Annotated in this window: 22 protein-coding genes and 8 pseudogenes; 7 read left to right on the top strand and 23 right to left on the bottom strand. The window is 34.0% G+C overall.

The window, feature by feature from the left end:
* Window positions 1–42 precede the first annotated feature (42 nt).
* Window positions 43–229 (bottom strand): annotated as a pseudogene (locus QRE67_RS28985) (hypothetical protein).
* 961 nt (window positions 230–1190) lie between these two features.
* Here QRE67_RS28985 and QRE67_RS27155 point away from each other — a divergent pair.
* A complete protein-coding gene (locus tag QRE67_RS27155) occupies window positions 1191–1421 on the top strand; it encodes an XRE family transcriptional regulator (RefSeq protein ID WP_286125582.1) in 231 nt (76 codons plus the stop codon).
* 6 nt (window positions 1422–1427) lie between these two features.
* Here QRE67_RS27155 and QRE67_RS28990 read toward each other — a convergent pair.
* The 6 genes and pseudogenes from QRE67_RS28990 to QRE67_RS27180 form a co-directional block, all read right to left on the bottom strand.
* Window positions 1428–1517: pseudogene (locus QRE67_RS28990) on the bottom strand (replication-relaxation family protein); the annotation flags it as partial.
* A gap of 156 nt (window positions 1518–1673) precedes the next feature.
* A complete protein-coding gene (locus QRE67_RS27160; protein ID WP_286125583.1) occupies window positions 1674–2753 on the bottom strand; it encodes an RNA-guided endonuclease TnpB family protein in 1080 nt (359 codons plus the stop codon).
* A 5-nt stretch (window positions 2754–2758) separates the two neighbouring features.
* Complete coding sequence (tnpA, locus tag QRE67_RS27165; RefSeq protein ID WP_286125584.1) at window positions 2759–3160, bottom strand: IS200/IS605 family transposase; 402 nt, start codon at window positions 3158–3160, stop codon at window positions 2759–2761.
* Window positions 3161–3501: 341 nt separating this feature from the next.
* On the bottom strand, window positions 3502–4110 hold the full coding sequence (locus QRE67_RS27170) for a replication-relaxation family protein (RefSeq protein ID WP_286125585.1): 609 nt from the start codon (window positions 4108–4110) through the stop codon (window positions 3502–3504).
* Window positions 4094–5266, bottom strand: coding sequence for an FtsK/SpoIIIE domain-containing protein (locus QRE67_RS27175; protein ID WP_286125586.1), 1173 nt, complete (start codon window positions 5264–5266; stop codon window positions 4094–4096). The genes QRE67_RS27170 and QRE67_RS27175 overlap by 17 nt, the downstream gene beginning before the upstream one ends.
* 10 nt (window positions 5267–5276) lie before the next feature.
* On the bottom strand, window positions 5277–5597 hold the full coding sequence (locus tag QRE67_RS27180; protein WP_286125587.1) for a hypothetical protein: 321 nt from the start codon (window positions 5595–5597) through the stop codon (window positions 5277–5279).
* A 298-nt stretch (window positions 5598–5895) separates the two neighbouring features.
* On the opposite strand from QRE67_RS27180, the gene QRE67_RS27185 reads away from it, so the two are divergent.
* Both QRE67_RS27185 and QRE67_RS27190 read left to right on the top strand, forming a co-directional pair.
* The gene (locus tag QRE67_RS27185) at window positions 5896–6117 is read left to right on the top strand and encodes a transcriptional regulator (protein WP_286125588.1); all 222 of its coding nucleotides are present in this window, start codon (window positions 5896–5898) and stop codon (window positions 6115–6117) included.
* A gap of 143 nt (window positions 6118–6260) precedes the next feature.
* Window positions 6261–6461, top strand: a pseudogene (locus QRE67_RS27190) (hypothetical protein); the annotation flags it as partial.
* Here QRE67_RS27190 and QRE67_RS27195 read toward each other — a convergent pair.
* The 4 genes from QRE67_RS27195 to QRE67_RS27210 form a co-directional block, all read right to left on the bottom strand.
* On the bottom strand, window positions 6450–6824 hold the full coding sequence (locus QRE67_RS27195) for a hypothetical protein (protein WP_286125589.1): 375 nt from the start codon (window positions 6822–6824) through the stop codon (window positions 6450–6452). The pseudogene QRE67_RS27190 and the gene QRE67_RS27195 sit on opposite strands and share 12 nt — an antisense overlap.
* Before the next feature lie 108 nt (window positions 6825–6932).
* The gene (locus QRE67_RS27200) at window positions 6933–7193 is read right to left on the bottom strand and encodes a YolD-like family protein (RefSeq protein ID WP_286125665.1); all 261 of its coding nucleotides are present in this window, start codon (window positions 7191–7193) and stop codon (window positions 6933–6935) included.
* Between the two features lie 77 nt (window positions 7194–7270).
* Window positions 7271–8536 (bottom strand): Y-family DNA polymerase, encoded by a 1266-nt coding sequence (locus tag QRE67_RS27205; RefSeq protein WP_286125590.1) that lies wholly within the window; start codon window positions 8534–8536, stop codon window positions 7271–7273.
* 453 nt (window positions 8537–8989) lie between these two features.
* The gene (locus QRE67_RS27210) at window positions 8990–9616 is read right to left on the bottom strand and encodes a M23 family metallopeptidase (protein WP_286125591.1); all 627 of its coding nucleotides are present in this window, start codon (window positions 9614–9616) and stop codon (window positions 8990–8992) included.
* 328 nt (window positions 9617–9944) lie between these two features.
* On the opposite strand from QRE67_RS27210, the pseudogene QRE67_RS27220 reads away from it, so the two are divergent.
* Together QRE67_RS27220 and alr are read left to right on the top strand one after the other, a co-directional pair.
* Window positions 9945–10369, top strand: a pseudogene (locus tag QRE67_RS27220) (alanine dehydrogenase); the annotation flags it as partial.
* A gap of 81 nt (window positions 10370–10450) precedes the next feature.
* Window positions 10451–11167: an alanine racemase gene (gene alr, locus QRE67_RS27225; protein ID WP_286125592.1), complete on the top strand. Its 717-nt coding sequence runs from the start codon at window positions 10451–10453 to the stop codon at window positions 11165–11167.
* A 338-nt stretch (window positions 11168–11505) separates the two neighbouring features.
* On the opposite strand, the gene QRE67_RS27230 is transcribed toward alr, so the two are convergent.
* From QRE67_RS27230 to QRE67_RS27275, 11 genes and pseudogenes are all read right to left on the bottom strand, one after another.
* Window positions 11506–12147 carry a DUF975 family protein gene (locus tag QRE67_RS27230; protein ID WP_286125593.1) on the bottom strand — a complete coding sequence of 214 codons (642 nt, stop codon included), beginning with the start codon at window positions 12145–12147 and terminating at the stop codon, window positions 11506–11508.
* Between the two features lie 307 nt (window positions 12148–12454).
* On the bottom strand, window positions 12455–13612 hold the full coding sequence (locus QRE67_RS27235; protein WP_286125594.1) for an MFS transporter: 1158 nt from the start codon (window positions 13610–13612) through the stop codon (window positions 12455–12457).
* 513 nt (window positions 13613–14125) lie between these two features.
* Window positions 14126–15259, bottom strand: coding sequence for an alanine dehydrogenase (ald, locus tag QRE67_RS27240; RefSeq protein WP_286125596.1), 1134 nt, complete (start codon window positions 15257–15259; stop codon window positions 14126–14128).
* Window positions 15260–15537: 278 nt separating this feature from the next.
* Window positions 15538–15615 (bottom strand): annotated as a pseudogene (locus QRE67_RS28995) (IS6 family transposase); the annotation flags it as partial.
* 298 nt (window positions 15616–15913) lie between these two features.
* Complete coding sequence (locus QRE67_RS27245; RefSeq protein WP_286125597.1) at window positions 15914–16228, bottom strand: hypothetical protein; 315 nt, start codon at window positions 16226–16228, stop codon at window positions 15914–15916.
* A 229-nt stretch (window positions 16229–16457) separates the two neighbouring features.
* Window positions 16458–16810, bottom strand: a pseudogene (locus tag QRE67_RS27250) (multidrug resistance efflux transporter family protein); the annotation flags it as partial.
* 34 nt (window positions 16811–16844) lie between these two features.
* The gene (locus QRE67_RS27255; RefSeq protein WP_286125598.1) at window positions 16845–17231 is read right to left on the bottom strand and encodes a YkyA family protein; all 387 of its coding nucleotides are present in this window, start codon (window positions 17229–17231) and stop codon (window positions 16845–16847) included.
* Window positions 17232–17251: 20 nt separating this feature from the next.
* On the bottom strand, window positions 17252–18073 hold the full coding sequence (locus QRE67_RS27260; RefSeq protein ID WP_286125599.1) for a peptidoglycan-N-acetylglucosamine deacetylase: 822 nt from the start codon (window positions 18071–18073) through the stop codon (window positions 17252–17254).
* Between the two features lie 240 nt (window positions 18074–18313).
* Entirely contained in the window at window positions 18314–19537 is a 1224-nt protein-coding gene (locus tag QRE67_RS27265; RefSeq protein ID WP_286125600.1) for a PucR family transcriptional regulator, read from the bottom strand.
* Between the two features lie 469 nt (window positions 19538–20006).
* Window positions 20007–21440, bottom strand: coding sequence for an IS4 family transposase (locus tag QRE67_RS27270; RefSeq protein ID WP_286125601.1), 1434 nt, complete (start codon window positions 21438–21440; stop codon window positions 20007–20009).
* A 224-nt stretch (window positions 21441–21664) separates the two neighbouring features.
* The gene (locus tag QRE67_RS27275; protein WP_286125602.1) at window positions 21665–22183 is read right to left on the bottom strand and encodes a general stress protein; all 519 of its coding nucleotides are present in this window, start codon (window positions 22181–22183) and stop codon (window positions 21665–21667) included.
* 194 nt (window positions 22184–22377) lie between these two features.
* On the opposite strand from QRE67_RS27275, the gene tnpB reads away from it, so the two are divergent.
* The gene (gene tnpB / locus QRE67_RS27280) at window positions 22378–23505 is read left to right on the top strand and encodes an IS200/IS605 family element RNA-guided endonuclease TnpB (protein ID WP_286125603.1); all 1128 of its coding nucleotides are present in this window, start codon (window positions 22378–22380) and stop codon (window positions 23503–23505) included.
* Between the two features lie 492 nt (window positions 23506–23997).
* Here the strand turns inward: tnpB and QRE67_RS27285 are convergent.
* Window positions 23998–25973 (bottom strand): annotated as a pseudogene (locus QRE67_RS27285) (acetoacetate--CoA ligase).
* 149 nt (window positions 25974–26122) lie between these two features.
* Between QRE67_RS27285 and QRE67_RS27290 the strand changes: the two are divergent.
* Window positions 26123–26574: pseudogene (locus QRE67_RS27290) on the top strand (transposase); the annotation flags it as partial.
* Window positions 26575–26929: the final 355 nt, after the last annotated feature.

A 26929-nucleotide genomic window follows, 5' to 3' on the forward strand; every position in this document is an offset into this window, starting at 1 on the left:
ATTTGTATGATATTCTTCACAGATAATTGTGGAATAATGAACTTACATTACTGTTTTTAAAAGTTCTGTTATGAATGGAATTACTCCACCTACGAATTTTAAAACTGCCATTGCGATTTCCATATTATTTCCTCCTCTTATGTTAATAGCAAAATGTTGTAAATCTTTATACTCCCATATAGTAAGCGCTCACAAAAATATCAACCCGTTTCGATATGCAATATTTCATAAAATATAGGTGGTGTATTTTGTTATAATAACAAAGATGAATTGTACATCCTTCAATTCATTACAACGGCTATCTCATGATAATGAAACCCCAAGTAGGTAGAAAGGGAGAAGAATGTTTATTATTCTTCTCCTTTTTTATATGTTCACAAACGGAACATATAAAAAGGGAGTCTGCTTGCTTTTGTAATAAAATAAATGTCGAATTTATCAGAATTTTTTATATTTTTGTTGTTTTATTTCTCTTTTAATGTTAAACTCATAATTACAAAGAGAGAGTAAACAAAAACCCTTTAGTGATTAAATTTTCTGAATTTTTAGTTTTATACGGCGGTTTACTCCATTTGATTGACATGTTTGTGCATTGCATTCTCTACTCTTTCTTTGTTGTACCCTACCAAAGAAAACAACTTGAATCAGGACAAGTTGTTTTCTTCGGTAAAAATTTAATTTAATGTTTTTATAATAAAGTCCTTTAAAACAACTTTATTGTTAGCAGCAGTACACAGTGTAAAAATGTAAACCCTAATTCAGGTTTTTTTTATTTTCATTACGATACGTGAAATTTTAGTGTTGGATATTTCCCATAAATCCATATACTTTGAAGTAACTTGTATCTATTCGACATATGACGCTTCAATTTATTTAAAATAATTAAAAATAGATTAACAATCTATGAATCATAAAAAAGCTGAATCTCTTCTTACAGAAGGAGTTTCAACTTTTTTATTTTGTTAGCATACCCATTGCAACAAGATGCAATTATATTTCAGTGTATCCGCATCTTGTAGCTATTATTATGTATGCTATATTCCACAAAATAATTACAAAAATATCTGCTGTTCCAATTTTATTCTATGATGTATTGCAAAAAATAATTCCATATTTGTGAACGAATGTTTGATTTTATGGAATTTTGTACAGGCTGTTACTACTATATTATCCACTTGGAGTGATTATCAATGTTTGGTTTGGGTAAAAAAAGAACTCGATTTGGTAATTATTTAGATCGCCGAGGTGTTAAACAACAATGGTTAGTTCAGATGACTGGATTAAGCAAATCATTAATAAGTGATTTAGCAAATAAAAAAGATCGCGTACCCACTCTTACATCAGCAACTAAAATCATTAAAACACTGAAAAAATACGATAAAAGTATAGATTATCATGACTTTTGGGATATAGATGTTTAATGATACTTAGAATATGTCTCTCATAACAAATGTTCTCATGAAAACACTTTGCTTTACAGCGTACTGTTCCAAGTTTGATTGCCGGTAATCAGATACATTGAGACTCCCACGACTAAAGTCGCAAGCCCTAATCCTTATGGATTAACGGGTGGGATTCTTGAATGACTAAACGTTCGCAGGCCATTTCTGTTTTGAACAGCCTTCAAGATTAGGGCATCTCATTGCCCCTCCTAAGACAGTGCATATAGCATCTTAGGCTGATTGACTGTTACCATCAACCACAGTTGCGTAGCGAATATTCATCGCCCCAACGATATCACGGTGTTTCTCGAACCCGCATGAGCACTTGTATTTTCTATCTTGTGCCTTATTCTTTGCAGAACATTTCGGACATGTTTGACTTGTATAAGCAGGGTTCACATATTCGACTTTAATACCAACTAATGTCGCTTTGTACTCGATGAATTGTGCTAAACGATAAAATGACCAAGTATGTAGATTTTTTTCGTTTTTACGGCTTGTGCATGCCGTCTGTCTGATATTTGTTAGTTGTTCTAATCGAATGACAGAGATATTATTTTTAGTTGCAAAATCAACGATCTCACGACTTATTTTGTGGTCTTTGTTTTTCATCCATCTTTGTTCTTTATCATCAAATTGGCGAACGGCATTCAGTTTCTTGTCTTCTCCTAACTTCTTGCGAACACTACGAAACTTACGTTTTATATATTTGTTTTGCCTACCATTACCAAAGAAACGAACCTTGTCATCATCTGTGATGGCTACCGCAGGAACTTTGAGACCTAAATCTACACCTATAATCTTTGTTCCGGTCTTTTCTGTTGTTGGAATCGTGACCGAAATTTGTCCTATCCACTTATGCGATTTCTTTGTGATACGAAGTGTACCTAACTTGTGCTTTAACAAGTTAAAATTGCGATTATCTTTGTCGATTAACAAAGCACGAACCTTTAAGCGAGTTGACTTTCCATTCACCATAAACGGAATCGATATGTGTGTGAAGTCAAATGAATAATTTTGGTTGTTCCATACGCAAACGGGTTTCTTTAGAATCGGAACGATTTTGTATTTACTTTTCTTCACCTTTGTAGAAAATACACTTTTCGCATCTTTAATTGCTTGATTCTTCACTGCACTTGGGATATTGGCTTCAATATCTTTTGTACTTTTCTTAGTACTTTTCTTTGCTCCAACCATTTCAGATACAAGTGCATTAATGACTTTGATATACTCGTAACTACTTTGTTCCAATAGTTGGATTTGTTCTTTTGTAGGAAGCAATTTAACTTTGACTGTGATAGTTTGTGACACAACTTTCACCCCCTCGTTTTTTGACTTTCGACATAATGTTTAATTGTCTCACTTGATACATTCCCAGCAGTAGAAACAAAATAGGAACGTGTCCATAGACTTGGCAAGTGCATGAGATGAGGAAACTCTTCTCTCAAACGTTTTGAGGTCACTCCTTTTATTTTTGCCATTGTATCAGCTGGACTAAGTGTTGGTAGTGTATTCAAGAACAAGTGAACGTGGTCTTTGTCACATTCCATTGCGACAATAATAATATCCAGTTCGCTACATATTTCTTGAATCAACACTTTGAAACGTTCTTCTACTTGTGTGTTAAGGAAAATCTTTCTTCTGTATCGTGGACAAAACACAAAATGATAGTTAATTAATGATACAGTTGTTTTGGTTCTTCTATAATCATTTTTCATATCCCTATTGTATCAGTTAAGTTGTTAAACTGCAACGTTAGGGATATGAAAAGATACCAACATTTTGGATACTTAAGGTACCACAACCCTTACGGTTTTTAGTGGTACTCCGTATCCAATCTCACTTTCATCCCCTGCCTAAAGACGATGGGCTTTCCCGTTCGGAAAAGGCTGTAAAAAAAGCAAAACCGGCACTATATTATGGTTCTGGTGCAAAAAGAAGCAGACAGCTAAATCACTATAAATATTACCTGCTCTACGGGCGATTTTTATTCGGAATAAAAAAGTTAATATCGATTCATATTTTTACAAAATTAGAGGTTTGCACCAGAACCCTTTCTCTATGATCTAACTGTTATTATATTCATAAACTCATTTATCGATGTGGCTTGAAAGATACGTAAATTAGAAGAATTAATATCATAGTGCTTATCTGTAATGATGAGAATAGAAGGAAAGAACTTTGAATTTTTAGGCTGCCATGATTCGTTTTGCCATTCTAAACTTGCATAGTAATACTCATACCTGTTAATCTTCTCTTGCATAACCGATTTACTATACACTGATTTTTGCACCTCAATAAAAAATGGAGCTTTGCGCCATATAGTAAAGGCATCTGGTTCCATGTGCTCTTTCCTATATTTCGGTTCTACATTAAATACCTTTGGCTGTTCAAAATGAATGAGTTGTTTGTATACATCGACAATACCAAGAAAATGCGGGATCTTCTGGCTTGTTTTTCGTACTGTACTTGGTTGGGGGAAATATATATATGGCTGCTGTGACACATTTGCATCCACATAACCATCTCTACGTAAACGTTTCATCACCGTATTGCAACAAGTAACTGCGTTCTTCAGCCCTCCAAAATGCAAATCAATGATATCATCCCTAGACATACAACGAAACTTCTGTAAATCACTCAGAATCGCTTTATCCCTCGTTCTCATCGTCTAACACTCCAAACACAGGTTGTTGTTCTTCTTGTTGACTCAGAAGCGTGACATCTGCTTTACCGACGCGATATGGTTCTGTTATCTGTTTCGCTCTACTTAATTCTAAATAAGGAGCTTGCACTTTCTTTAATCCATTTAACTTTAAAATCATTTGTCCGGACTGTTCTAATTCTTCTGCTCCTGGTGTACCCATGATATTGCTGTTAATTACGCTGTCACATTTAAAACCCATTCTAACGGTCATATTAAGCTTCAACTTACCATCTAATACTTTTGCATCAGGACGTTGCATAGAAAGCATAAGAAATACACCCAATGACCTGCCGACAGCTGATATCTTTTCGACTTTACTCATGCATTCTTTCTCAGCCTGAAGCATGCCTACTTCATCGATACAAAATAAAATATATGGTTTCTTATCTTCTGTAGTTACTTTGTTGTATTCATCGATGTGGTCCACTTCATATTCTTCCATGAGCTTCCTACGTTCTTTTATTTCACTCCATAGTTTTTCAAGCATGATCTTCATTACGACTTCTTCCATGCAAACCTCTTTTACATGCTGCACTCTTCGTAAGAAGTGAAATTCAGAGTTCTTTAAATCCCCTAGGTACAAATGTAATTTATCAGGAGACATACATTGGATTAGTGTAGATAAAATGACACGTACCATGCTACTTTTACCGCTTCCTGTCTCTCCAGCAACAAGCAAATGCGGTGTGTTGGCATCGACCATATCATAGACAATCATCTTACCAAATTGATCACGCCCAACAACAATTGGGAGTCGGTATGTTTTTAAAAGTGGTTGCCACGCCTTATAACTGTAATCATATCGCTCAAGACCTGCAGCAGAATGAAACACATTGAGCACAAATTTCTTTATATCACCATCTATAGCAATGTTTTTCCCTAATATTTGTTGAAAGCAAAACCACTTTTTTTCTATCTTCTGCGGATCCAAACCATTTGGAATCGTAAATATATACCGTACACGCTCTTTTGTAGATGAAACGTCATGTATCTTTGGATAAATCTGCACCTTACCTCCTCGTGTCTCATGTTCAAAATATAAACCGGCTTTTCGAAACACCTCTGCAAGTTGATGTTTTAAACTACGTTTTTGCAACCATTCTTTTACGATGTCCATAAGGCACCTCCTAAAACATTGTCACAATACGAATAAACACATATCCAATAAACCCAATTCCACCAATACGAATGCCATAATGTAATCCGTCAGATAACCAACGTGCTGCGGATACATGATCATGTTGCACAAGATACTTTTCTAACATGACCGCACTAATTACAACTGAACCCATTATCCCTAATGCAATATAGGTATTTAATATTGGTTCCGACATATGAAGAAATGCTAACGGACTTAATGAATTAAAACTACGAACTTTATTTTCTTTGTTTTTATATAAACTATCCATAAACGAACGAAAAGGAATTACTTCTTTTCTAAAACTCACGGAAATCACTCCTTTATAAACAGAATCAAAAATATTGATTCCACATAATCTCACTCACATAAAACCTTGGTAGCATTACTTTGATAAAAACCTTGATAGCTAGTTTGGTAATCCGTCATGACTTACTTTGACAGCGTAACCTTTATCTATTTTGGTAATACTTTATTTCATTACTTTGGCAGCTGCTTTGGTAAATCATATTACTCACAGCTTGTACATTATTAACACTTTTGTTTAAAAAAATCATGCATTGGTAAAAATGGAAGTAAACAAGTATATAAGAATAGGAGTGTAATCAGTGTTTGGATTGGGGAAACCACTATCTAAGTTCGGTAAGTTTTTAAGAAGAAATGAAATTGGTCAAACGGAATTGAGGGAATGGAGTGGAGTAAATCAAAATACCATCAGTAGAATTTCAAGATCAAACGAATACAAGCCGTCATTGGGTAATGGACAAAAAATAATTAAAGCTTTGAAGAAGAAAGGATATAAAGTAGATTTTGATGATTTTTGGATGTAGCTTCACTCAATTGAGCGGGGCTATTTTTTTTACAAAAAACTCTTTGTAAAAGAACATAAGTTCGCATACAATAAGTACATATATTCTATGTTTTAAGGAGAAATAATGGTGTATGACTATTCATTTTTACCGAATCGAATTGTTTTATTCAAAGTGATTATAGTAATAAAGAAAAAAATGAGTACATACAGTATTCTGCAGATGGAATATATTTTGAAGGTTTAGAAATAACACCCTTGGAATGGCTCGAACAAACAGTTGAAACGTTAAAAAAAAGCATTAAAAAATACAAAATAACGCAAAAAATACCACCCGTTATAGGCGGTTTTATCTTACACTTCTAACTCCGTTGCCATTTCCTCTAACACGTTCTCCTTCAAGTAAAGAAATGCCGCTTGCTCCTCCTTCGACATCCCTCTTTGAGAACTTATCCCGTCCAGTAGTAACCACTCCGCATCCCCTACGATATTTCTGTATTTCACCTTGTCCTCATCATGTAACAACATCGCTAACATTTCTTCAGTGCTGGCGATAGATAGTGTTCTCCCGTTTTCGTCAACGAAATAAACGGAAATAATATCACTCGCCTTATAGATTTCAAAATTGTACGTATTTACACCGCGTTTTACTTTCGTATTATAAAAAGTTAGATTTTGTCCGGCGGACATCTTCAATTCGTATAAGTCTAAAGGTTCTATCCGTTCCATTACCTCGTCCCCTTTTACGTTATTTAACTACATGTAAAATTTTAACACCGCAATATTAACGTGGTGTTAAGTTAGGGTGAATTTTTGTTTAACGATATTGGTTCATTCCTATTCAACATCAATTATATTGATAAATTTAAAGGTATTTTTATGATAAAATGCATCGTTACATATCACTTCCTGCTTCATAGGATCGATATCGATAACAGTCATATAACTTGTGAGTATATAACCGGCTTCATAATATGTAATCAGTATTTCCTTTTCGGATAACAACGAACTTATTAGTTTACTTTCAATTCGTTCCTTAGCGTCTTGGGTAACAATAGGCCTTGATACCTTTATCTGTTCCTCGATAATCTTTCGTATACCAGCAAATTATTCCGGCATACTTGCAAAGGGAGTCCACTTTACCATTCCTCTTCCTTTTGGCATATTTGCATTATTCATGATTTATGTCCCCCTAATAATGTGTTTCTGTATCTTGCGGTAGCGCTACTTGTGTAAGAAACGCCTCGCAAAATACTGTTTTTACCGAAGCGAGTTCTTATTTCGTCCATCACCTTCGTTAATCTCATTTCCTTTTCTCGCTGTATAACATTATCGAATAGAGAAATCTGTTCTTCTCCTTCGTTTATTAGATTCGTTAGGGAAATGCTTACAGTTCGAATTGGTTCACCGGTATACAGTGCGTGTAAATAATATGTACAAACATGGTAAATATCCATCGTTAGATTAGTTGGTCGATTTAACGTGTGCGTTTTGCTTATTCTGCCTGCAAATCCCTTACTGTAACCGATAGAAAAGTGGATTGTTTGAGCAAGTTTCTTTTGCATACGTAATCGATAACAAACTTCCTCGGTATGTTCTAATAAAATAATCGGAAATTCATCTATCGTATAATCACGTAACAGGATTTGACTTTTAGCGATAGATGTCGTAGTTGGAATGTATTTTTCAGAAATCCTACTAAAGTCTATTCCGTTTGCATGTAAGTGAAGCTCCTCACCGATTATCCCGAAACTTTGTTTTAAATATTTAAGTGGATAATTAGCTAAATCACCAATCGTATGAATCCCTTTTCGGCTTAACTTCGCCTCTGTTTTATGAGAGATACCCCAAAACTCACTTAGAGGGCGTATGGGCCATAATTTTATAGGTACATCTTCGTAGGTCCAATAAGCGATACAGTCTTTATTTTTCTTTGCCTCCACGTCCAAAGCTACTTTACTCATTAATAAGTTTGGTCCGATACCAATCGTACTGTCTATGCGAGTACGCTGATATATCTCACTTCTAAATTTCAGTGCAAAATCATACGGATCATTCGCAAATAAATGGATACTTGCTGTCATATCCATGAAGAATTCGTCTATTGAATATTGATGAAAGTCCTCTGGCGCTACGTATTGTAGAGCTAATTTCGTTATGTAATTCGAGCATCTAATATACGTTTCCATGATTGGATTTACCACAATGACATCTTGCCTTCGTGGTATTTCGTATAGCCGGCTCATCTTCTTTACCCCTAATTTTTTAAGTGGAGGAGTCGCTGCCAAAACGATTGAACCGTTGCGATTAACGTCACCTACTACTGCTAATTTTGTCCGTAATGGATCAAGGCCCATTTTGATACAGGATACGCTTGCATAAAAGCTACGAAGATCTACACATAAAATAATTCGATTTGGTAAAAGAGAATAATCATACAAGATAACCACCCCTAACAACAGAACATTTGTTCTTATTATATACGAACTTACGTTCTTTTAGAAGTCTTTTTTAAGAAAATATTGGTTAAAATAAAAAAGAGCGGCCATATGACCGCTCTCTGAAAATCCTATTAAGTTTATAATTGATATTATGATGTTAGTTTGAAAAATTATGGGTAAATTCTGTATTTTCTAATTTCAAAGCCTTCGTTACTGTTGGTTTGGAATAGTGTTTGATTAAAATGGGACTACAAACGCTGGATTTATAACATAAGAAAAACTCACATTTTGAAAAAAGATTAATCAAAATGTGAGTTCAATTTGTTATTAGATGATTATTTTTTATAAAAATGTTTGATCATTTTTAGGTTCGTTTTGTTGAATATTAGCGCTCGTTAGCTGAATCACACCAATTAATTTTTCAGGATATAAATTTTTGCAAATAAAAAATTGTTACTTTAATGGAGTATTTTGGGGTTTTATAACAGCATCTTTTTTCGGCATTATGTCACCATTTATATCTTTAAAAAATAGAGGTAGTCCTTCTGCTAAGACAGGGTGTATAACTTTAGTTGGGTCTTGTCTTTGATGATGAATATGTAAATGAGGTTCTGAAGATGAACCGCTATTCCCAACACGTCCTATTACATCCCCTGGTTTTACATGATCTCCTACTTCAACAGAGATACTATCTTTTTTTAAATGGTTAAGTAAAAGATAAGTACCTGTTTCTTTTATTTTTATGTACACATGATTTCCTTCCATTGAAATAAAATTTTCTGACCCTGGTTTAATGTCAGCTTCATCATCTGAAACAGCAATTACTATTCCAGAAACCGGTGAATGAATTTCTTTATTCCATATTCCGTAATCTTCATTACTGTCACTATTAATATTATATGGTTCCATTACTAAATCATATGCCCATCTCTCTGATGCCCATGTTGCATGAGGTAAATTATCTTTGACACTATTACCGCCCCAACCAACTACAGTTTTTTCAGTTAAAGGCCAACTTACAGTTATAGATGGTTGAGCACGTTTAATAGTGTTTGGGTAAGCACAAAGAATAATATTCATGGTCATTAATTAATATTGGAAAGATTAATACTATGTTTATATGATTCAAAGTACAATTGTAATCTTGTCAAAACACTTGAAGTTTATCTAGACAAAGACACCGACACACTAACTTATCGTCTAAAGAGGATATCTGAAATAGGCGAAATTGATATTAAAGACCCAAACAATAAAATAATGTTATACATTGGTGTAAAGTTCGAAAAATATTTGCGATAATGAACATTTTGTGAATTTTACCAAAAAGGAATCCTATTTTTCTCTTTTGACAACAATGTAATTATAAAATAAACATTCTATACTAAAGTCTAGAAGCACAGTACTTCAAATAATTGGTGCAGCCTTAATCCCTGGTGCAAAGACCCCTAGGCTTGTTACAGAAGAAATGGTAAAAGCAATGAAACTTGGTTCAGTTATTGTCGATTTTGCCATCGACCAAGGTGGCATTGTTGAAACTTACGATTATATAATCACTCATGATAATCCTACATTTGAAAAATATGGGGGTGTTCATTAGTCTGTTGCAAATATGCCTAGAGCGGTTTTTAGAACAGGAACAATTGTATTAACGAATGTTACAATTCCATATGCAGTAGCAATTGCTGATAAAAAAGTCTAGCAAAAGCCATTACTAAAAATATAGCACTAAAATGTTGTGTAAACGTAGTAAAAGGGGAAATCACCTTCAATGCAGTTGCAAAAGGTCTTGGCTATCATTATGTAACAGTTGAAAATGCTCTTGAAAAGAACTAGCTGCTAATTAAAAAATTTCCAGATTTCATCGTTCATCCCCTCAAGACGCTCTTGGGGGGATTTTTATTAAAGGGGGACGGGATGATGAACCAATTTAGTTACCGTGATACCTGGGTAGAGACTTCACTTCATAATATTGCCTATAATTTAAATCAGTTTCAATCAAATATAAATCCCCAAACAAAGATAATGGCTGTTGTGAAAGCAGATGGGTATGGACATGGTGCAGAAAAAGTTGCAATGACAGCGATTCAAGCAGGAGCAGATTATCTTGCAGTTGCTTTTTTAGATGAGGCCATAAAATTAAGAGAAAATGGGATAACTGCCCCTATTCTTATTCTGGGATATACTCCTGTACGCTCTATTAGAGAAGCTATTTTACAGAACATCACGTTAACCGTATTTGACCATGAAGTGTTAGATGAAATTATTGCTCAATCTGCGCAATTAAAAAGGCTAGTGGCCATTCATTTAAAGTTGGACACAGGGATGTCAAGGATTGGAGTACCGTCCGCTGCTCAGGCACTCACTCTTGCGAAAAAGGCCATTGCGGTTCCTTTTGTTTATTTAGAAGGAATCTTTACTCATTTTTCCAGTGCGGATAGTAAAGATAAAGCTTTTACATTTGACCAATTTAATAAATTTCAAGAAATAATTGGCCATATTGAAAATGAAGGAATTCATATACCTTTGAAACATTGTTGCAATAGTGCAGCCACCATGAATTTTCCAGAAATGCACTTGGATATGGTGCGAATTGGAGTTGCTCTATACGGTTTATATCCTGATGCCTCCTAAAAAAACACCCTATCCGTTTAAAACAAGCAATGAGCTTTAAAACAAAAGATGCTTCTTGAATTCAAATCGCCCCACTTAACAGTTGTGGCACACAAGAATTATAAGATTGTAGAAAAATAGCTAAGGTATGCTGGTACAAAGATACAAACGGAGAATTTTCTCTAATCAGGGTAAAAATTAGCTGTTTTCGTATTTATGGAATGTTCACTCATTTTGCGCGTAAAACATTTACTGCAAGTGATATGTATATCATAACACAATCGCTAAAATAAGTGGTCATCGGTCGTTCAACGGTACAAAAATTTATAACATCCCTAAAAAAAACCAAGCATGAACACTTAAGGTTTATGCTTGGTTTTTTTTAACATAAGATTTTGTTTTTTGAAATAGTCTTGTGAAACTTTCTCATAAAAAGCTGCTTTTGTAGAGTAAAAATATGGGATTAACCACAAGAAACCGATTCCTAAAGTAATGATACTTAATATAAACCAACCGATAAAGCTTAAACATATTAAGAAATAATCAATTTTGTGTCCGTGCATCATACGACGACTTTCAGTAATAGCTTGGTTCATTGAATATTTCGGATGGTCATTTAATATAAAGTAGGTCATGGTATAAGAAAAAAATTTGATAATTCCTGGAATAATAAATAGTACTGTCCATAAAGAAAGGTAAACATTAATTAATAAAAATATTAAAATTGATTTAATACATTTATTGACCTTTGTAAACCATTCAAATAATTGCTCAATTTCAACTGTTTTTTCACGAACTGTATTTAAAGCAAGTTGAGAGGCGCCTAAAATTAAAGGCCCAATCATTAGTACTACAATAATATCTATCATAAACGATTCTATTACTTTGCTCCCGCCCCAAGACCATACAAAGGGAAATATAATGATTAATGTAACTCCTACTGCTAATCCCCATCTTTCATCAAGCTCATCAAGTGCCTGTTCTTTCAAATCATTAATCATACAAAAATCCTCCTAAATCTCATGAACCTTTTTAACTTATACAATTCTTGTAGAGATGACAATAGCATTTTAGAAAACTATAACTGTATTTAATCCCATGGCATGAGGATTAACACCTTTATTAAATCAAAAACTTAAACATCACCTGTATCTCGTTGCTAAAGAAGGAATCATATTTTTGTGCGTTGAGGGGGATAATGTTCGAATATAAAGCTTTCTAACAAGACACATAAAATCTATGGCAAGACAATACCTGATTCAAAAAAGCTGATGACCTTTAAGATAGAGAAGATTAGCTTTTATTTTATCACCGTTGCTTTTTTTCGTATAAATAATCTTTATATACCAAAAAAGCAACGATGATAAAGCTAATACTAACAATCTGAAATATTGTATCTAAGTTATACCACTTAGTGAAAATTCCTAATACAAATGTGCTCATTCCAACACCAATGTCAAAACTGGAAAAGAAAGTCGCGTTGGCTGCTCCGGTTTTTTCTTTACTTACTTTCTGAACAGCCCATGTTTGTAAAGACAGCATAATTGTACTATAACCTGCACCGAATAAAATACCAGCAATAATAAAGTGTAAATCATTTGTTGCATAAGATAAAATAATCAATGACAAAAACCCGATCAAAGCGGATTTAATGATTATAGACCAAGGTCCTCGCTTATCATACCATTTTCCAGTAAACGGACGTATTAAAGTTGAAACAATAGCATTTATAAGAAAGAATAGAAAAATATGCTCTAACCCCTTTTGTTTTCCAAATAGAACTAGGAAGTTCATAATAGCCCCAAAACTAAATGTTGTTATTACCGCTAGTAAGGCCTGAAACCATACCTCTTTTTCAAAAATCATATTCAAAAATCGAAATGATTGCTTTTCAACTTTTACAGGAACAGGAAAATAGGTAAATTGAATCGCAATGACTGCTAATAGACTGAGTATAACGGATGAACGAATTAATATATCGAAGGTAAAATTATCATATATAAAGATACCCACACTCGGTGCAATAATTGCCCCAATCGTTGCGGAAATAGAAAAATATCCCATCCCCTCTCCTAATCGTGTCTTTGGAATTGATTCCACAGCCATTGTACTATTAGCTGTTGTCAACGTACCCCATGCTGCTCCACGAAAAACTTGTAACAATAGGAACAGACATACAATATGAAGAAAAGGATAAACTAATGTAATGAACAGTAAAGCTATACCTGCACCAATAACTAGACTTTTCCCTTGGTTATCAATTAAATAGTATCCTATAAAAGGTCTGATTAGAACAGTGCCTATCGTCAATAACGCCGTTACTAAACCTACCTGCATAGTAGATGCATTCATACTTAACAAATAGACTGGTAAAATAGGGATTAACATTTCAAATCCTATAAATACTAAAAAGTTGCTGATAAATAAAAACAGAAATGATTTATTAAATATTTTTTGATTTGTCATACTATTATTCCTCGCTTCTAAGTTATTTAGCTAATTTAGAAACAAAGAGAATGTTTGCCGTGTTATTGCTAAGTCATGGACCTTACTTTTTTGAAAATATATCATAATTACACTAATATTAAATAATAAAGGAGCAGTAATTAATATTTCATACCAACCGAAATCATTTTCGATAAACCAAGGTAAAAGTCTCATAGTCGCAGAAAATACAAGTAAGTTTAGTACTAAAAGTAATAATTGTATAAGAGATAACTTGATATTTATGTTCATTTGTTTCATTTTGTCCCCCAAAAAAAATTGTATCTTAATGCTACTCTAATTTTAATTAATAACAACAAGGTATTTCTGTATAAAAAACAACTGTGTTTAGGAAATAATGTTTCCCTTTAAAAAAAATAAAGAAGCTATACAATTAATACCATTCTCCCTTATCTAAGTTCTATGCTAATTGTGCAACTGTATATATACACAAAAAGCCCCTCAAGATAGCTCCTAAGGGGTGTTAGATAAATCTTAATTACATACAATTCCTTTTGCTAGAGCTTCTTTTGTTGATACACAAGTGTAGCCAAGTTCTTTCGCAACCACTTCACATGTGATTTCACCGTTCAGTGTGTTTAGGCCAAGTTTTAAGGCCTCGTCTTCAAAGATTGCTCTTTGTAAGCCTTTTTTGGCAATTTGTAAGGCATATGGAATAGTTACATTCGTTAAAGCAATAGTAGATGTTCTTGGAACAGCGCCCGGCATATTAGGAACGGAGTAGTGAAGTATCCCGTATTTTTCAAAAGTTGGATTATCATGTGTTGTTACATGATCACATGTTTCCACCACTCCACCTTGGTCAATCGCTACATCCACAATTACAGCACCAGATTTCATTGTTTTTACCATTTCTTCCGTGACAAGTTTAGGAGCTTTAGCACCGGGAATTAATACAGCACTAATTAAAAGGTCTGTTTGTTTTACTGTTTCCGCGATATTGAACGGATTAGACATCAATGTTTTGATTTGAGTACCGAAAATATCGTCTAGTTGGCGTAATCGGTCTGCATTCACGTCAATGATTGTTACATCAGCACCAAGGCCGATGGCCATTTTCGCAGCATTTGTTCCGACGATACCTCCTCCGATAATGGCAACTTTACCACGGTTTACACCAGGAACCCCTGCAAGAAGAATACCTTGACCACCGTTCGATTTTTGCAAGAATTGTGCTCCGATTTGTACAGCCATACGTCCCGCTACCTCACTCATTGGTGTAAGAAGGGGAAGCGTATGATTCACTTCTACTGTTTCGTATGCAATTGCAGTAACCTTTGCATCTTTAAGAGCCTGTGCTAAAGCAGGTTCCGCCGCCAAATGTAAGTATGTGAATAGAATTAATCCTGGTCGGAAGTAAGCATATTCACTGACGAGAGGCTCTTTTACCTTCATAATCATTTCCGATTGCTCCCATACTTCAGCAGCACTTTCAAGAATTTCAGCACCAGCATGTACATAATCTGCATTTCTGAATCCACTTCCAACACCAGCGTTTGTTTCAACTAACACCTTATGACCAGCTTTTACAAATGGAATAATTCCTGCAGGTGTAAGCGCCACACGATTTTCATTATTTTTTATTTCCTTTGGTACTCCAATAATCATTAGATTGCCTCCCCGGATTCATCTTTGAGTTATTTTTCTGTAATCCAAGTATAGAGTGTTCAAAATACTTTTTCATTGTTGAGAAAAGAGAAAAAGACAGTATCTTTTTGTGAAATTCCACAAAAGAATACTGCTACGTGGACCTTGGTAATATTACTTTTCCATACTTGTCATGTTTTTTCTGCTCAACTACAAAGTCGATTAATTAATAAAGTTTTTGTTGCAAAGTTTGCAAAAATATAAACAGGTTGATAAATGAGGAGAAATATTGAGATTATGGCTATTAAATGTTGTAATTCATTGTACGTCAAAAAGACGAAGTCTAGTTGGAGACTTCGTCTTTGTTTATATAAAGCTTAAGAGAAAGACGACCTCAAGGGCACTTTCTTTTAGCTATCTGTACCAGAGCCAAAAATAATACAACTATATATTACAATTAGAAATATAATCACTAAAATTTTTGAGAAATATTTCATAAGATACTCCTTTTTTGATAAGATGTGTAAAATGTTTTTTCAAAAATTAAGTCAGAGAATAACAAGGAAAAAAGCATTATATTTGGAATATACTTAGGTATAAAGTCATATTCAATTGCATTTAGAAAATTATGTAAATGATATGTATATTATTAAATTGTAGTACCTAGTAAATTAACTAAATGATCAGTTCTTTTGCTCTGAATGTTTTTTTATATTGTTTAAATTCTTGTTTATCAACTCTAAATTTTTCACCAGTATTGATGTTTTTTACTAAATATGTTTTAGTAGTATATTCTTTTAATAAAAAATAAAAGAAATATACCCAGAAAGATAATGTGAAAGTCAAAGGAGTTAAGAATACTCCTGTAATAAACATTACAATCTCCAAACCTGAATTTACTCGTTTTAAAACAAAATTTTGTCCTGTTGCCGCTTCATCTTGTTGTAGCCGTTGCATATGTTGTAAAGATGCAACAGTATCATAGCCCATGAAAAAACCTCCTTAAAGCTTAATGAAACACCTGTAAAATTTTCATATTTATAGGTAAGTACTAACAAAACGTGGATTTCGTACGCCAGGTTCAATTCTACAAAGAAAAATCTGCTTTCTATCTGCTAAGGACATTGGCTTTTGTTCACATTCATAATCTAGTGTTATACTAGTTTTAAAACATTATTTAGGCATTAGTATCTTGCTTGTGTGTCACTTTACCTTTATGTTAAATATAACTATGTACTTATCATTCCTAACATAATTATGAACATACCAGACAAAGATAAAATAGAAGGAATTGAAGAATGTAGTAAGACTAACTCACTGATAGCAGCAAAAAATACTTCCATAGATTGTGTTGCTTCAACAGTATCCAGTTTTTGTATAGCGATTCTTACCATATGAGATGCTCTGAAAAATAAACTTGTTGCAATTACATTTGAACAAATAGCAACTAACATAGATTGTATCGTTTACTCCCTACTAGGTGCTTATGTTGTAAAAAATCCATACATTGACTAAAAGCCAAAATGGTAAACTAGCTAATGACATTCCAAGTACATGTTCCTGAGCATCCAGAAGGTTCTGTAGCAAAATTTACAACAGAACCTTCTTATCCTTGTTGTTGTACTTTTATTTTGATCTTCGCATCTTTGTAAAATGCTAGTTTCTCTGCATTATACTCTTTTGTATATTGGTTAAACTTCTCCTTTTCATTTTTCAACACTTTTTCACGTTCATTTACTTTTGCAACAGCTTGATCAATTTTAGGGGCTATCCCTTCGTTATTCTCTTTTCCTTCTTGTATAATTTGAGCGTACAACTCCTGTTCTTGTGTCTCTAATTTTTCTAATTTTTGCATATCATTAAATAATTTTTCTTCTTGCTTTGCTGCATTTTCAAAAATTACATATACTTCCTCTTCAAGATTTAAACCTACACATCCTCCTAATAATGCCACTGATAGTGCGCTTACTAATGCTACTTTCCTATAAAACAATGTTAATTCCTCCCATGATGTTACATACGTTTATCATGCCAAAAGTTGACTGAAAAATGATTACTCTCATGATAAGCTTCAAATTCATATCCTTTTTCTTTTAATCCCTTTATAATTGCTGGCACAGCAGCAACAGATTGTGGATGAATATCATGCATTAAAATAACTTCTTGTGACTTCGTCGCGCCTGCAACTACATTTTGAACAATCTGAGCTGAGGCAGTGTCAACTGGTATTCTGTTATACTTCCAATCTAAAGAGTCAATTGTCCAATCCCATACTTTAAAATTAGCTTCTACAACCTTATTGCGAAGTGCCTCATTTAAGCCAGGCATCGAACCATATGGAGGACGCGTTAATTTGGGGCCTTCTCCAATAATGTTTTCAATTAATCTTTGATCTTCTTTCATTTCATTTACATACTCGCCACTTGTATACAACTTTTTGAAGTCATGTGTCATACTATGCATCCCCACATAATGACCTTCTGCTTTTTCGCGTTTTACTAAATCTAGAAACTGTTTTACATTCTCTCCAATTAAGAAAAACGTTGCTTTCACATCATTTTCCTTTAAGGTTTTTAACAATTCCTCCGTATACTTACCAGGTCCGTCATCGAAAGTAAGATAAGCAATTTTTCTCTCCTTACCATTAAAGCGACTTGGTGTCGATTTGCTTACTTCACTTTTTGGCTGTTCACTTGCTAGCTGTACATCATTTTCTTGCTTAGCAACAGCCTTTGCAGGTGAATTGATAAATTGGAACAAAAAATAGCTAACCGCTATTACAACAATAGCCATAATTGTAATTATTATTCGTTTGTTATTACGGGTATTTCTCATCAGTAAAATCCTTCCTTTTATAAATCTATTTATATTAATTTACATATATTTTTGAGCTGTTTATTTTTACTAATGGTAGTTATTCTCCGGCGCTTTCCTTCGTAATATATACAATGTGATAAAACAATTTCTCAGTTATTCCGGCTTTAATACAAGTATAAGATGTTTAATATTTTTATTCATCGTTGAGAAAAAAGAAAAAAGCATCATCCTTTTGTGGAATTCCACAAAAGGATGATGCTACATGAATTTTTGTAACTTGAGATCCAAGTATAGAACCATTTTTTGATTCGAATCTTTTAAATCGATGTTACTGATTTCGCAGATACGTTTAAGTCTATAGCTCAGTGTATTGACGTGAATATTCAAAGTCTTGGCCACTTCGCTGGTATTACTGTCTTTATTTAAAAAGATTTCCAACGTTTCTACAAGATTACAATTATATTTATGATCATACTCATGCAGCTTCTGCAACGCCTGGTTTTCATACTCTTCTTTCTTTCTTTGCTCGAGTAGAAGGTCAATTAATTGATAAATCCCCATGTTTTGATAGCTATGGATATTGGTTGTGTCAGAAGGGAATTTTTCCTTTATAGATAATACAGTTAATGTTTCTTTGTAAGCTTTACTGATTTTTTGATAATCGCTGTATATACTGCTGAACGCTGGCTTGATAGATTTAATTCCAAATCGCTTTTCCATCCTGTGAACAAATCTTTCGACGAAATCGTTGATTTCATAAGAAGGTTGACTGAGATTATCTAACGAAATAAGAAGAATTAATTTGTTACAATCAATTGTGTAAAGTAATAGTTTCAAATGTTCGCTTGTTTTCAACAAATAAGAAATTTGTTTTTCTTTTTCACTCGTAATTTCTTGTTCAAAATGAAATACAACAACGCTAAATAAGGAAGCTGAGGTAATATGAAGCATCTGGAAACTTTCAACAATTTCCTCATTTGTCTGTATATGATTGGTTAGTAGCTTCCAAAAAAATTCTTGTGAACGTTCGTCACTTTTATTTTTTCGAGTTTGAAGCTGTAGCAGCTTACTTTTTACAGCTTCAGAAGCTTTTTTCAGCAAGTTATAATCTTGTTCAGTTAAAGATTGCTCGATTTCCAAAGCCCAAATAAATCCCAGTACGTCCTCCTTGTTCCAAATGGAAATCGCAACTCTATCACCGAGGCCAATATTATCCATCTTTTTTACATGAATAGGTTCACGACTTTTTAAAAGAGCAGGAATAATCCCCTCTTTCCATAAGTTATTAATTACTTTTTCGGGTACGCGGCGCCCCATAATAGTTGCAACTCTCGCAGAGTCTGTTCTTTCATCATGGGTACTATATGCAAGAAGACGATGATTCACATCTTCTACAGTAATGGGGCATTGCAGAATCTCACTGATTATATCAGCAAATTCCTCCAAATTATTGAAGGTAACTTTAAAAGAATTATTTTTCATATATGTTCAGATTCACCTATCCTATTTAAAATATATTTTTTATTTACTTTAGAGGATATCATCTATTGTGTAAATTAACAAAATCATAACATACTCCCGCTAGTCCTTTGCAAATGAACGATTTTTTTAAATTTTTCAATTATCACTTAGGTAACATCCAATTATTTACAGGATAATATCTGTTTGTAATGTTTCTACTTGAACGGATTTTGCTTTTTATTCCTATTAGGGGTCACCTTACATGCCCATCAACCTAATAGAACGGGTTGCCCCCAAAACGATAAAAATGAACTTCGTTGCTATAAAAGACACAAAATTTTCGTTTTGGGGATAATTGTACATGCCCATCAAGCTAAGGGTGGGCTTTCTATGAACTTCCGTTCTTATTGTCTACATACTTGATATTTTGTTTATTTGTTTTTTAAAATACGCATACCAAATAAACCTTGATAAGGTGTATTTTTAAAGATTATACAGTTTTCTGCTTTAGGTTAGATCTAGTACACTGATAAACGACACCTAAAATATCAAAGACTGTTTTTTTCTCATATCGATGGGATTTCCGTCCGTTTTTCTGTAAGAGGTCAAACAGACGAAGAAAAATTTTTGATACTTCTTCGGTGTCTTTTTGTATAGCTTCATATACTAAGTACAGATGATCTTGAATCATATAAATTGCTTTATATTCACTTAATTCTTTTTGTTTTTTCTTTAGTAACAGCTGCCGCATTTTGAACATAGTGGAAGAACAAAGAAAAATAGCGATTAACTGTCCATAAAGATGACATTCTAGATGCTCTCGCTTAATATTGTGACAATGATTGATACCAAAAAGTGATTTCCATGTTTTAAATACAATCTCAATTTGCCAGCGTAGTGAGTAGATATCATGAACCTGTTCCATCGGAACAATTTCCCATGGTATGTTGGTAATATAAACGTTGATTTCTGTTAATCGTTTACTTTTTTCAGAGTATGTAACTCCTTTTTTCTTTTCAATATAAATTTGCTGTTTCCTACGTTTATGAATTTGAGTTGATGTGAGTCTGTATATTACAACTCGTGAGGGTAATTTTTGTTGTCCAATATAGGCACTCCGAATTTCATAAGTATCTCCTGGTTTTATCTGATGCATAATATCTTCAAGGTTAAGTAAAACATATAAAGATTGCTTTTTTACTGTCCCATCCCGAAAGAATTCTGGAGATTCATTTTTTACATATACTCTATTATTTAATTTCAATCGCGAAACATAGAATACACCTCGTTGATCCATCTGGTCTAAATCTTTTAGAGAAAAGTATCCTAAATCTCGAATACATAAATCTCCTGGGCATAAGGTATCTAAACAATCTGTACCAAAGGTTTTATCATTATTTTTACCTGGCTCCATTTGAAAATTGAGGAATTTTCCACTATGTAAATCATACTCTAACTGAATTTTAATACCGGCTGTTTGTGCACATCCTCCTGAACCAGGATAAATAGGAGCCAAATGATTGGGGACCTGAAAAATAGTAGCATCTAAAATACGTTTACGTTGAAAATAAGCAGTATATTGGTTTTGGATTTGAGACGAATCGTTTAGTTGGCTTTTGACTAAAAGAGAAAATATACGCTGTAGAAATAAAACAGCGCATCGGTTAAAGCGTTGATTAAGTCCTTCTGGACTCATGAGTGTAGCTGTATTTGCATAAAGTTGACTACATAATCGAGTGAGGGAACCACTTGCTACATGTTGACTGATCCAAATACATAAAGCAGCCAAATCTCGTGCCCCATATTTACTTTTACGTTTTACAAAACCTGTTTCCTGTGCAAGTTGTTGAAGGGTATCGGGAGATAAATGTCGCTGTAATTCTTCAGCAAACAAATGAAACTCATCTTGAATCGAAAGGTTCATAAAAAACGCCATCCTTTCTGTATATTTCTACAAAAAGAATAGCGCTTTTTTCGTTATATGGATATAAAATTATTTATGGTGACCCCTACTACAAAAATTGTAGCATCTCCTTTTAAAGAGTTATTTAAAATATTTTTATTTCATGATTAGATTAAGAAAAACAAATAATAGAGTTGTTTAATTATTATTCCCTTAACGATTTCGTAATTTTAACATGATATTTTTTATGAAATACGTTTAAAATCCTTGTTTATACACGCTTGTTTTAGTTTCTTTGACTTCAGAAGATATTTAATATCAGAGATATTATCGTATGAAAGTTGAACATAATAATAGTTAATATACTCAAGCAATGCAAATACATAAATAAATCCAGAAACAGATAGTCCTCCTAAAGGTAATGAAGGATACCAATAAAAAAAATCGACAACAAACGTAATAAGTCCAGTGAAAATCAATCCAATGTTCACTTTCTTTAAAGTTTTTAATCGTTGAACAACCCAAACGGGAGTAATAGATGTTTTCTCATTTTTTAGTCTTTTCCTTTTTACGTACCAGTAAACAGTACCTTGTAGTAAGAGAAACTCCAAAAGAAGAAATGAAATCCAAAAAGAATATAGCGAGTATAAATGTAATTTAGGATAGGCATAATTAATTAAAAAACTTACAAAAACAAAAGTAATTACCCCAAATAACTCACCTTTATATAAATACGAAAGCCTCTTTTCTATATTTCCCCTCATAATCCACACCTTTTCAAATCATTATTTTTATGTATAGTGTTTAAATAAATTTATCTTTTTCCGACAGAAGACTCCTTCCTCAAAAATGTGAAGGTGTGAAACACCAATTTTAGGTGGGAGATGAATGTCGGTAGGCGTAAGCCTACGTTTTTTTGTATAATGAAAGAATCATACAAGAAAGCGAGGTGCAATCCATGTTAGTCAATAAGACATATAAATTTCGTATCTATCCGAATGAAGAACAAGAAATATTAATTGCTAAAACCATTGGTTGCAGTCGCTTTGTATTCAATCGTTTTCTTGCTCTATGGAATGACACCTACAAAGAAACAGGAAAAGGATTAACCTATAATTCTTGCTCTGCCGAGCTCACTCAATTAAAAAAGCACAAGGATACGATATGGTTAAAAGAAGTAGATAGTATTGCTCTTCAATCCACATTGAAAAATCTAGCAGATGCTTTTTCACGCTTTTTCAAGAAACAGAACGATCTTCCACGATTCAAGTCCAAAAAGAATAAAGTTCAATCGTATACAACAAAACAAACAAACGGTAATATCGCTGTAATGGACAATAAAATCAAGTTACCTAAACTTGGTCTTGTTACATTTTCGAAGAGTCGTGAGATAAAAGGACGTATTCTGAATGCTACCGTTAGACGTAATCCAAGTGGTAAATACTTTGTATCTTTGTTAGTTGAAACAGATGTACAAGAATTACCGAAAACAGGTTCATCCGTTGGGATTGATGTGGGGTTAAAGGATTTTGCCATTCTTTCAAATGGAAATACATACAAAAACCCTAAATTCTTTCGTACATTAGAAAAAAAGCTAGCGGAAGCACAACGCATCCTTTCCAGAAGAACGAAAGGTTCTTCGAACTGGAATAAACAACGTGTGAAAGTGGCACGAATACATGAACATATTACAAATGCAAGAAAAGATTACTTGGATAAAATCTCTACCGAAATCATCAAAAACCACGATGTAATTGGTATTGAGGATCTACAAGTAAGCAATATGCTAAAAAACGGTAAACTTGCAAAAGCAATCAGCGAAGTATCTTGGTCACAATTCAGAAATATGTTGGAATACAAAGCAAAATGGTACGGGAAGCGAGTTGTGGTTGTATCAAAAAAGTTTGCTTCTAGTCAGCTATGTTCGAGTTGTGGTTACCAAAATAAAGACGTTAAAAATCTAAATCTTCGTGAATGGGATTGCCCTTCTTGTGGCACACATCACGATAGAGATGTTAACGCAGGACTAAATCTTAGAAACGAAGCTATTCGTCTCTTAACCGTAGGAACTACGGGGATAGCCTAATCAATTAGAAACCGTTAGGTTTCCGTACTTAGGAATCTCCCACTTCAAACAGTCCGTCAGGACATTAAGTGGTGAGTAGTTCAATTAAACGTATAGTATTGTTTTCCATACTCCTTATATCACCAGTCCTTAAGTTAATTTACCTTATGAATACACTCTATTACACATTTGCGTAAAAATAAATCCCATAAATTACGATACTACCAGTACATAGGGCTTTCCCCTAACCACAAAATAGAATATACGTTCTTGTTTTATTTCCAGTACTATCATACACGATGTGACATAAAAAGGAAATAGAAACTTCGTGCTATGTACGACCAACATTCATCCCCTCCCTACCACCTAGGCTATGCCCTGTACGTGCTTGAGGAAGGGGACTTCTGTTGGAGTACTGTTAAAGTATCTTCTAATGTAGTGAGCAAAAAATACTACCTTGTAAAAGAACAAGGTGGTGTTATGTCTAGATTACTCATTAAAGGTAGAAAACTATTATTCTTGCCTATTGATAATTTGTGCTAAATCAATGAAGAAGCTTAATGATTCGGGATTAGCCATGGAACCTTGATTGACTACCTTTTCTGCCGGAAATCCTAATAGAATTTTGCGAATTGGGACTTCTAGTTTCTTTCCACTCAATGTTTTCGGGATTTTCTCTACTGTATAAACTTCGTCAGGAACAAACCGAGGTGAAACCTTTTGTTTGATCTCAGCTTTTATTGTTTCTTTTAAGTCTTCACTCATATTTACTCCAGGTTTTAACACTACAAAGAGCGGCATAAATGATCTACGTCCAAGGAGTTCTAAATCAATCACCAAGCTCTCCATAATGTCGTTTAGAGCCTCAACCACACGATAGATTTCACTAGTCCCTAGGCGTACCCCCAGCCGATTGATGGTGGAGTCTGACCGTCCGAAAATGACACAGCTGCCTTTATCATCAATTTTAATCCAATCACCATGTCTCCAAATCCCTGGATACATCTCAAAATAACTTTCAAGATAACGTTTATTATTGTCATCTCCCCAAAAATAAAGGGGCATAGATGGCATTGGAGCAGTTATAACCAATTCTCCAACTTCATTGATAACTGGTTTTCCCTCATCATCGAATGATTGTACGTGCGCACCTAAAGAACGGGCTTGTATTTCTCCTGCGTAAACAGGCAATATAGGTGAGCCGCCAACAAATGCAGTACATACATCAGTTCCTCCACTGGTTGAAACAAGCCATACATCTTTTTCACATTCTCATATACCCATAAGAATCCTTCTACAGGTAGAGGTGAACCGGTTGAACAAATAGATCTTAACTTGGAAAAACTGTGCCTTTCTTTTGGCTTAATCCCGAATTTCATACAAGCACTTAAGAAACCGGCACTTGTACCAAAGAAAGTAACACCGACTTCTTCTGCAAGGTCCCATAATACATGTATACTAGGATAAGATGGGCTGCCGTCATATAAAACAATCGTGCCTCCAGCCAAAAGACCACCCACCAATAGGTTCCACATCATCCAGCCTGTCGTTGTAAACCAAAAGAACACATCATCCTGGTTAACACCCTGTTCAACTAATAATGTCTTAAGCTGTTCTAATAGTATTCCACCTTGACTTTGTACGATTGGTTTTGGCAATCCTGTTGTTCCTGAAGAAAATAAAATCCATAGAGGATGATCAAATGGCACGCTCTCGAAGACAAGCTCACAATCCCCTGTAAGATGTCATTCCAATACATTGTATTATCATTCAACTTAGAATCATTACTGTTGACGTAAGGGATTAAAATCGTCTTCTTTAAGGTAGGCAGCCCTGATTGAAGTTCCAAAACATTTGTTATTCTATTCTGAATTTTTCCGTTATAGTAATATCCGTCAACCGCAAATAAAATAGTCGGTTCAATTTGCTTAAATCGGTCAATAACAGTACCTGTTCCGAAATCCGGGGAACAGCTGGACCAAATGGCCCCAATACTGGCACATGCTAAAAAAGCGATTATGGTTTCAGGGATATTAGGCATATAAGCAACAACACGATCTCCTGGTTTAACCCCTAATTTCTTTAGGAAATTTGCAACCATTGCCGTCTTTTCCTGAAGTTCTTGCCAGCTTATTTCTGTTCTCGAAGTGATTTCTGATTGAAAGATTACTGCCGGTTTATTTCCCTACTACCGTGAAAGACATGTTCAGCATAATTTAACGTAGAACCAGTGAACCATTTTGCACCAGGCATCTTTCTTGATTTCAGAACTTGACTATACGGTGTGTTAGATTTGATTTGGCAATAATTCCAAATGCTTTCCCAGAACGATTCAAGTTCTTCAACAGACCATTTCCATAGTTCCTTTTGATTTCCAAAAGATAAACCCTTCTCTTTTTGAGCCATTTCATAAAAAGGCTGACACCTGAGTTTTCAATCTGCTGCTGTGATGGTTCCCATAATAAAACGCCTTCAGTAATCGCTTTCATTATTATTCCTCCTAAATTAGCAATTATTTTATGAAGTAAATAATAACTATGTACAGCATGCGCTCTTGAAATACCTTTTTTATTTCATTTTTTCCCTGAAATCACATCCTCCTCGTGGTTTCCCTTAACGTCATATTTGCACCAGAACCATATATATTGCCGTTGGTATTCGTGAAGATGGTTCGAAAGAAGTACTCGCTTATACGATTGCCCCAACAGAATCAGCATTTATCTGGAAAAACTTCTTGAAGATCTAAAAGAACGTGGTGTAGAAGAAGTCCTTTTATTCATCTCTGACGGCTTAAAAGGCATAACAGATAGTATCTTTACCGTGTATCCAAAAGTGCAATACCAAGCGTGTTGCGTCCATATTTCACGTAATATCTCACATAAAGTACGTATGAGTGACCGTGCTGAAATTTGTGATGACTTCAAATCCATTTATCGTGCTAATAATCTGGAAATAGGTCAAAAAGCGCTTCACAACTCGATGTCATTTAGGCTTCGATTAAGCTCGATCAGAACTAACAGCGATGTTTCAAGACAAAAATTAAAGAACTTCTACAAGAAAAGGAATCCTTTATTTACACAAAATTATTGAAGGTACCTTTTTACTCTTAGTAAATATAACTAATAATAAAACCTAATATAATATAAATCTTTATATTAAAAAGAATTAAAGATAAAACTATTATACATGCTATAAAACGTATGCAATCCCTTGAGAGACAAGGGGTTCACGTTACAAATACCGTACAAAATCATAAATTCCATTTTATTGTAACGTAATCAAGCGTGATGAAGTGGGGTCTCATAAACTTCAAATCTACAATTTATCAGAAACGTAACACATGATATCTACATAAATTCAAAAGTTCTTTAATACAAAAAATGTATAACAAATACATCTATAAATGGATACTGTTATAAACAAGATTTCCACAAATAGTGAAAAT

Origin of the sequence: Bacillus sp. DX3.1 (assembly GCF_030292155.1) — a bacterium.
In the GTDB taxonomy this organism is placed as follows: Bacteria; Bacillota; Bacilli; order Bacillales; family Bacillaceae_G; genus Bacillus_A.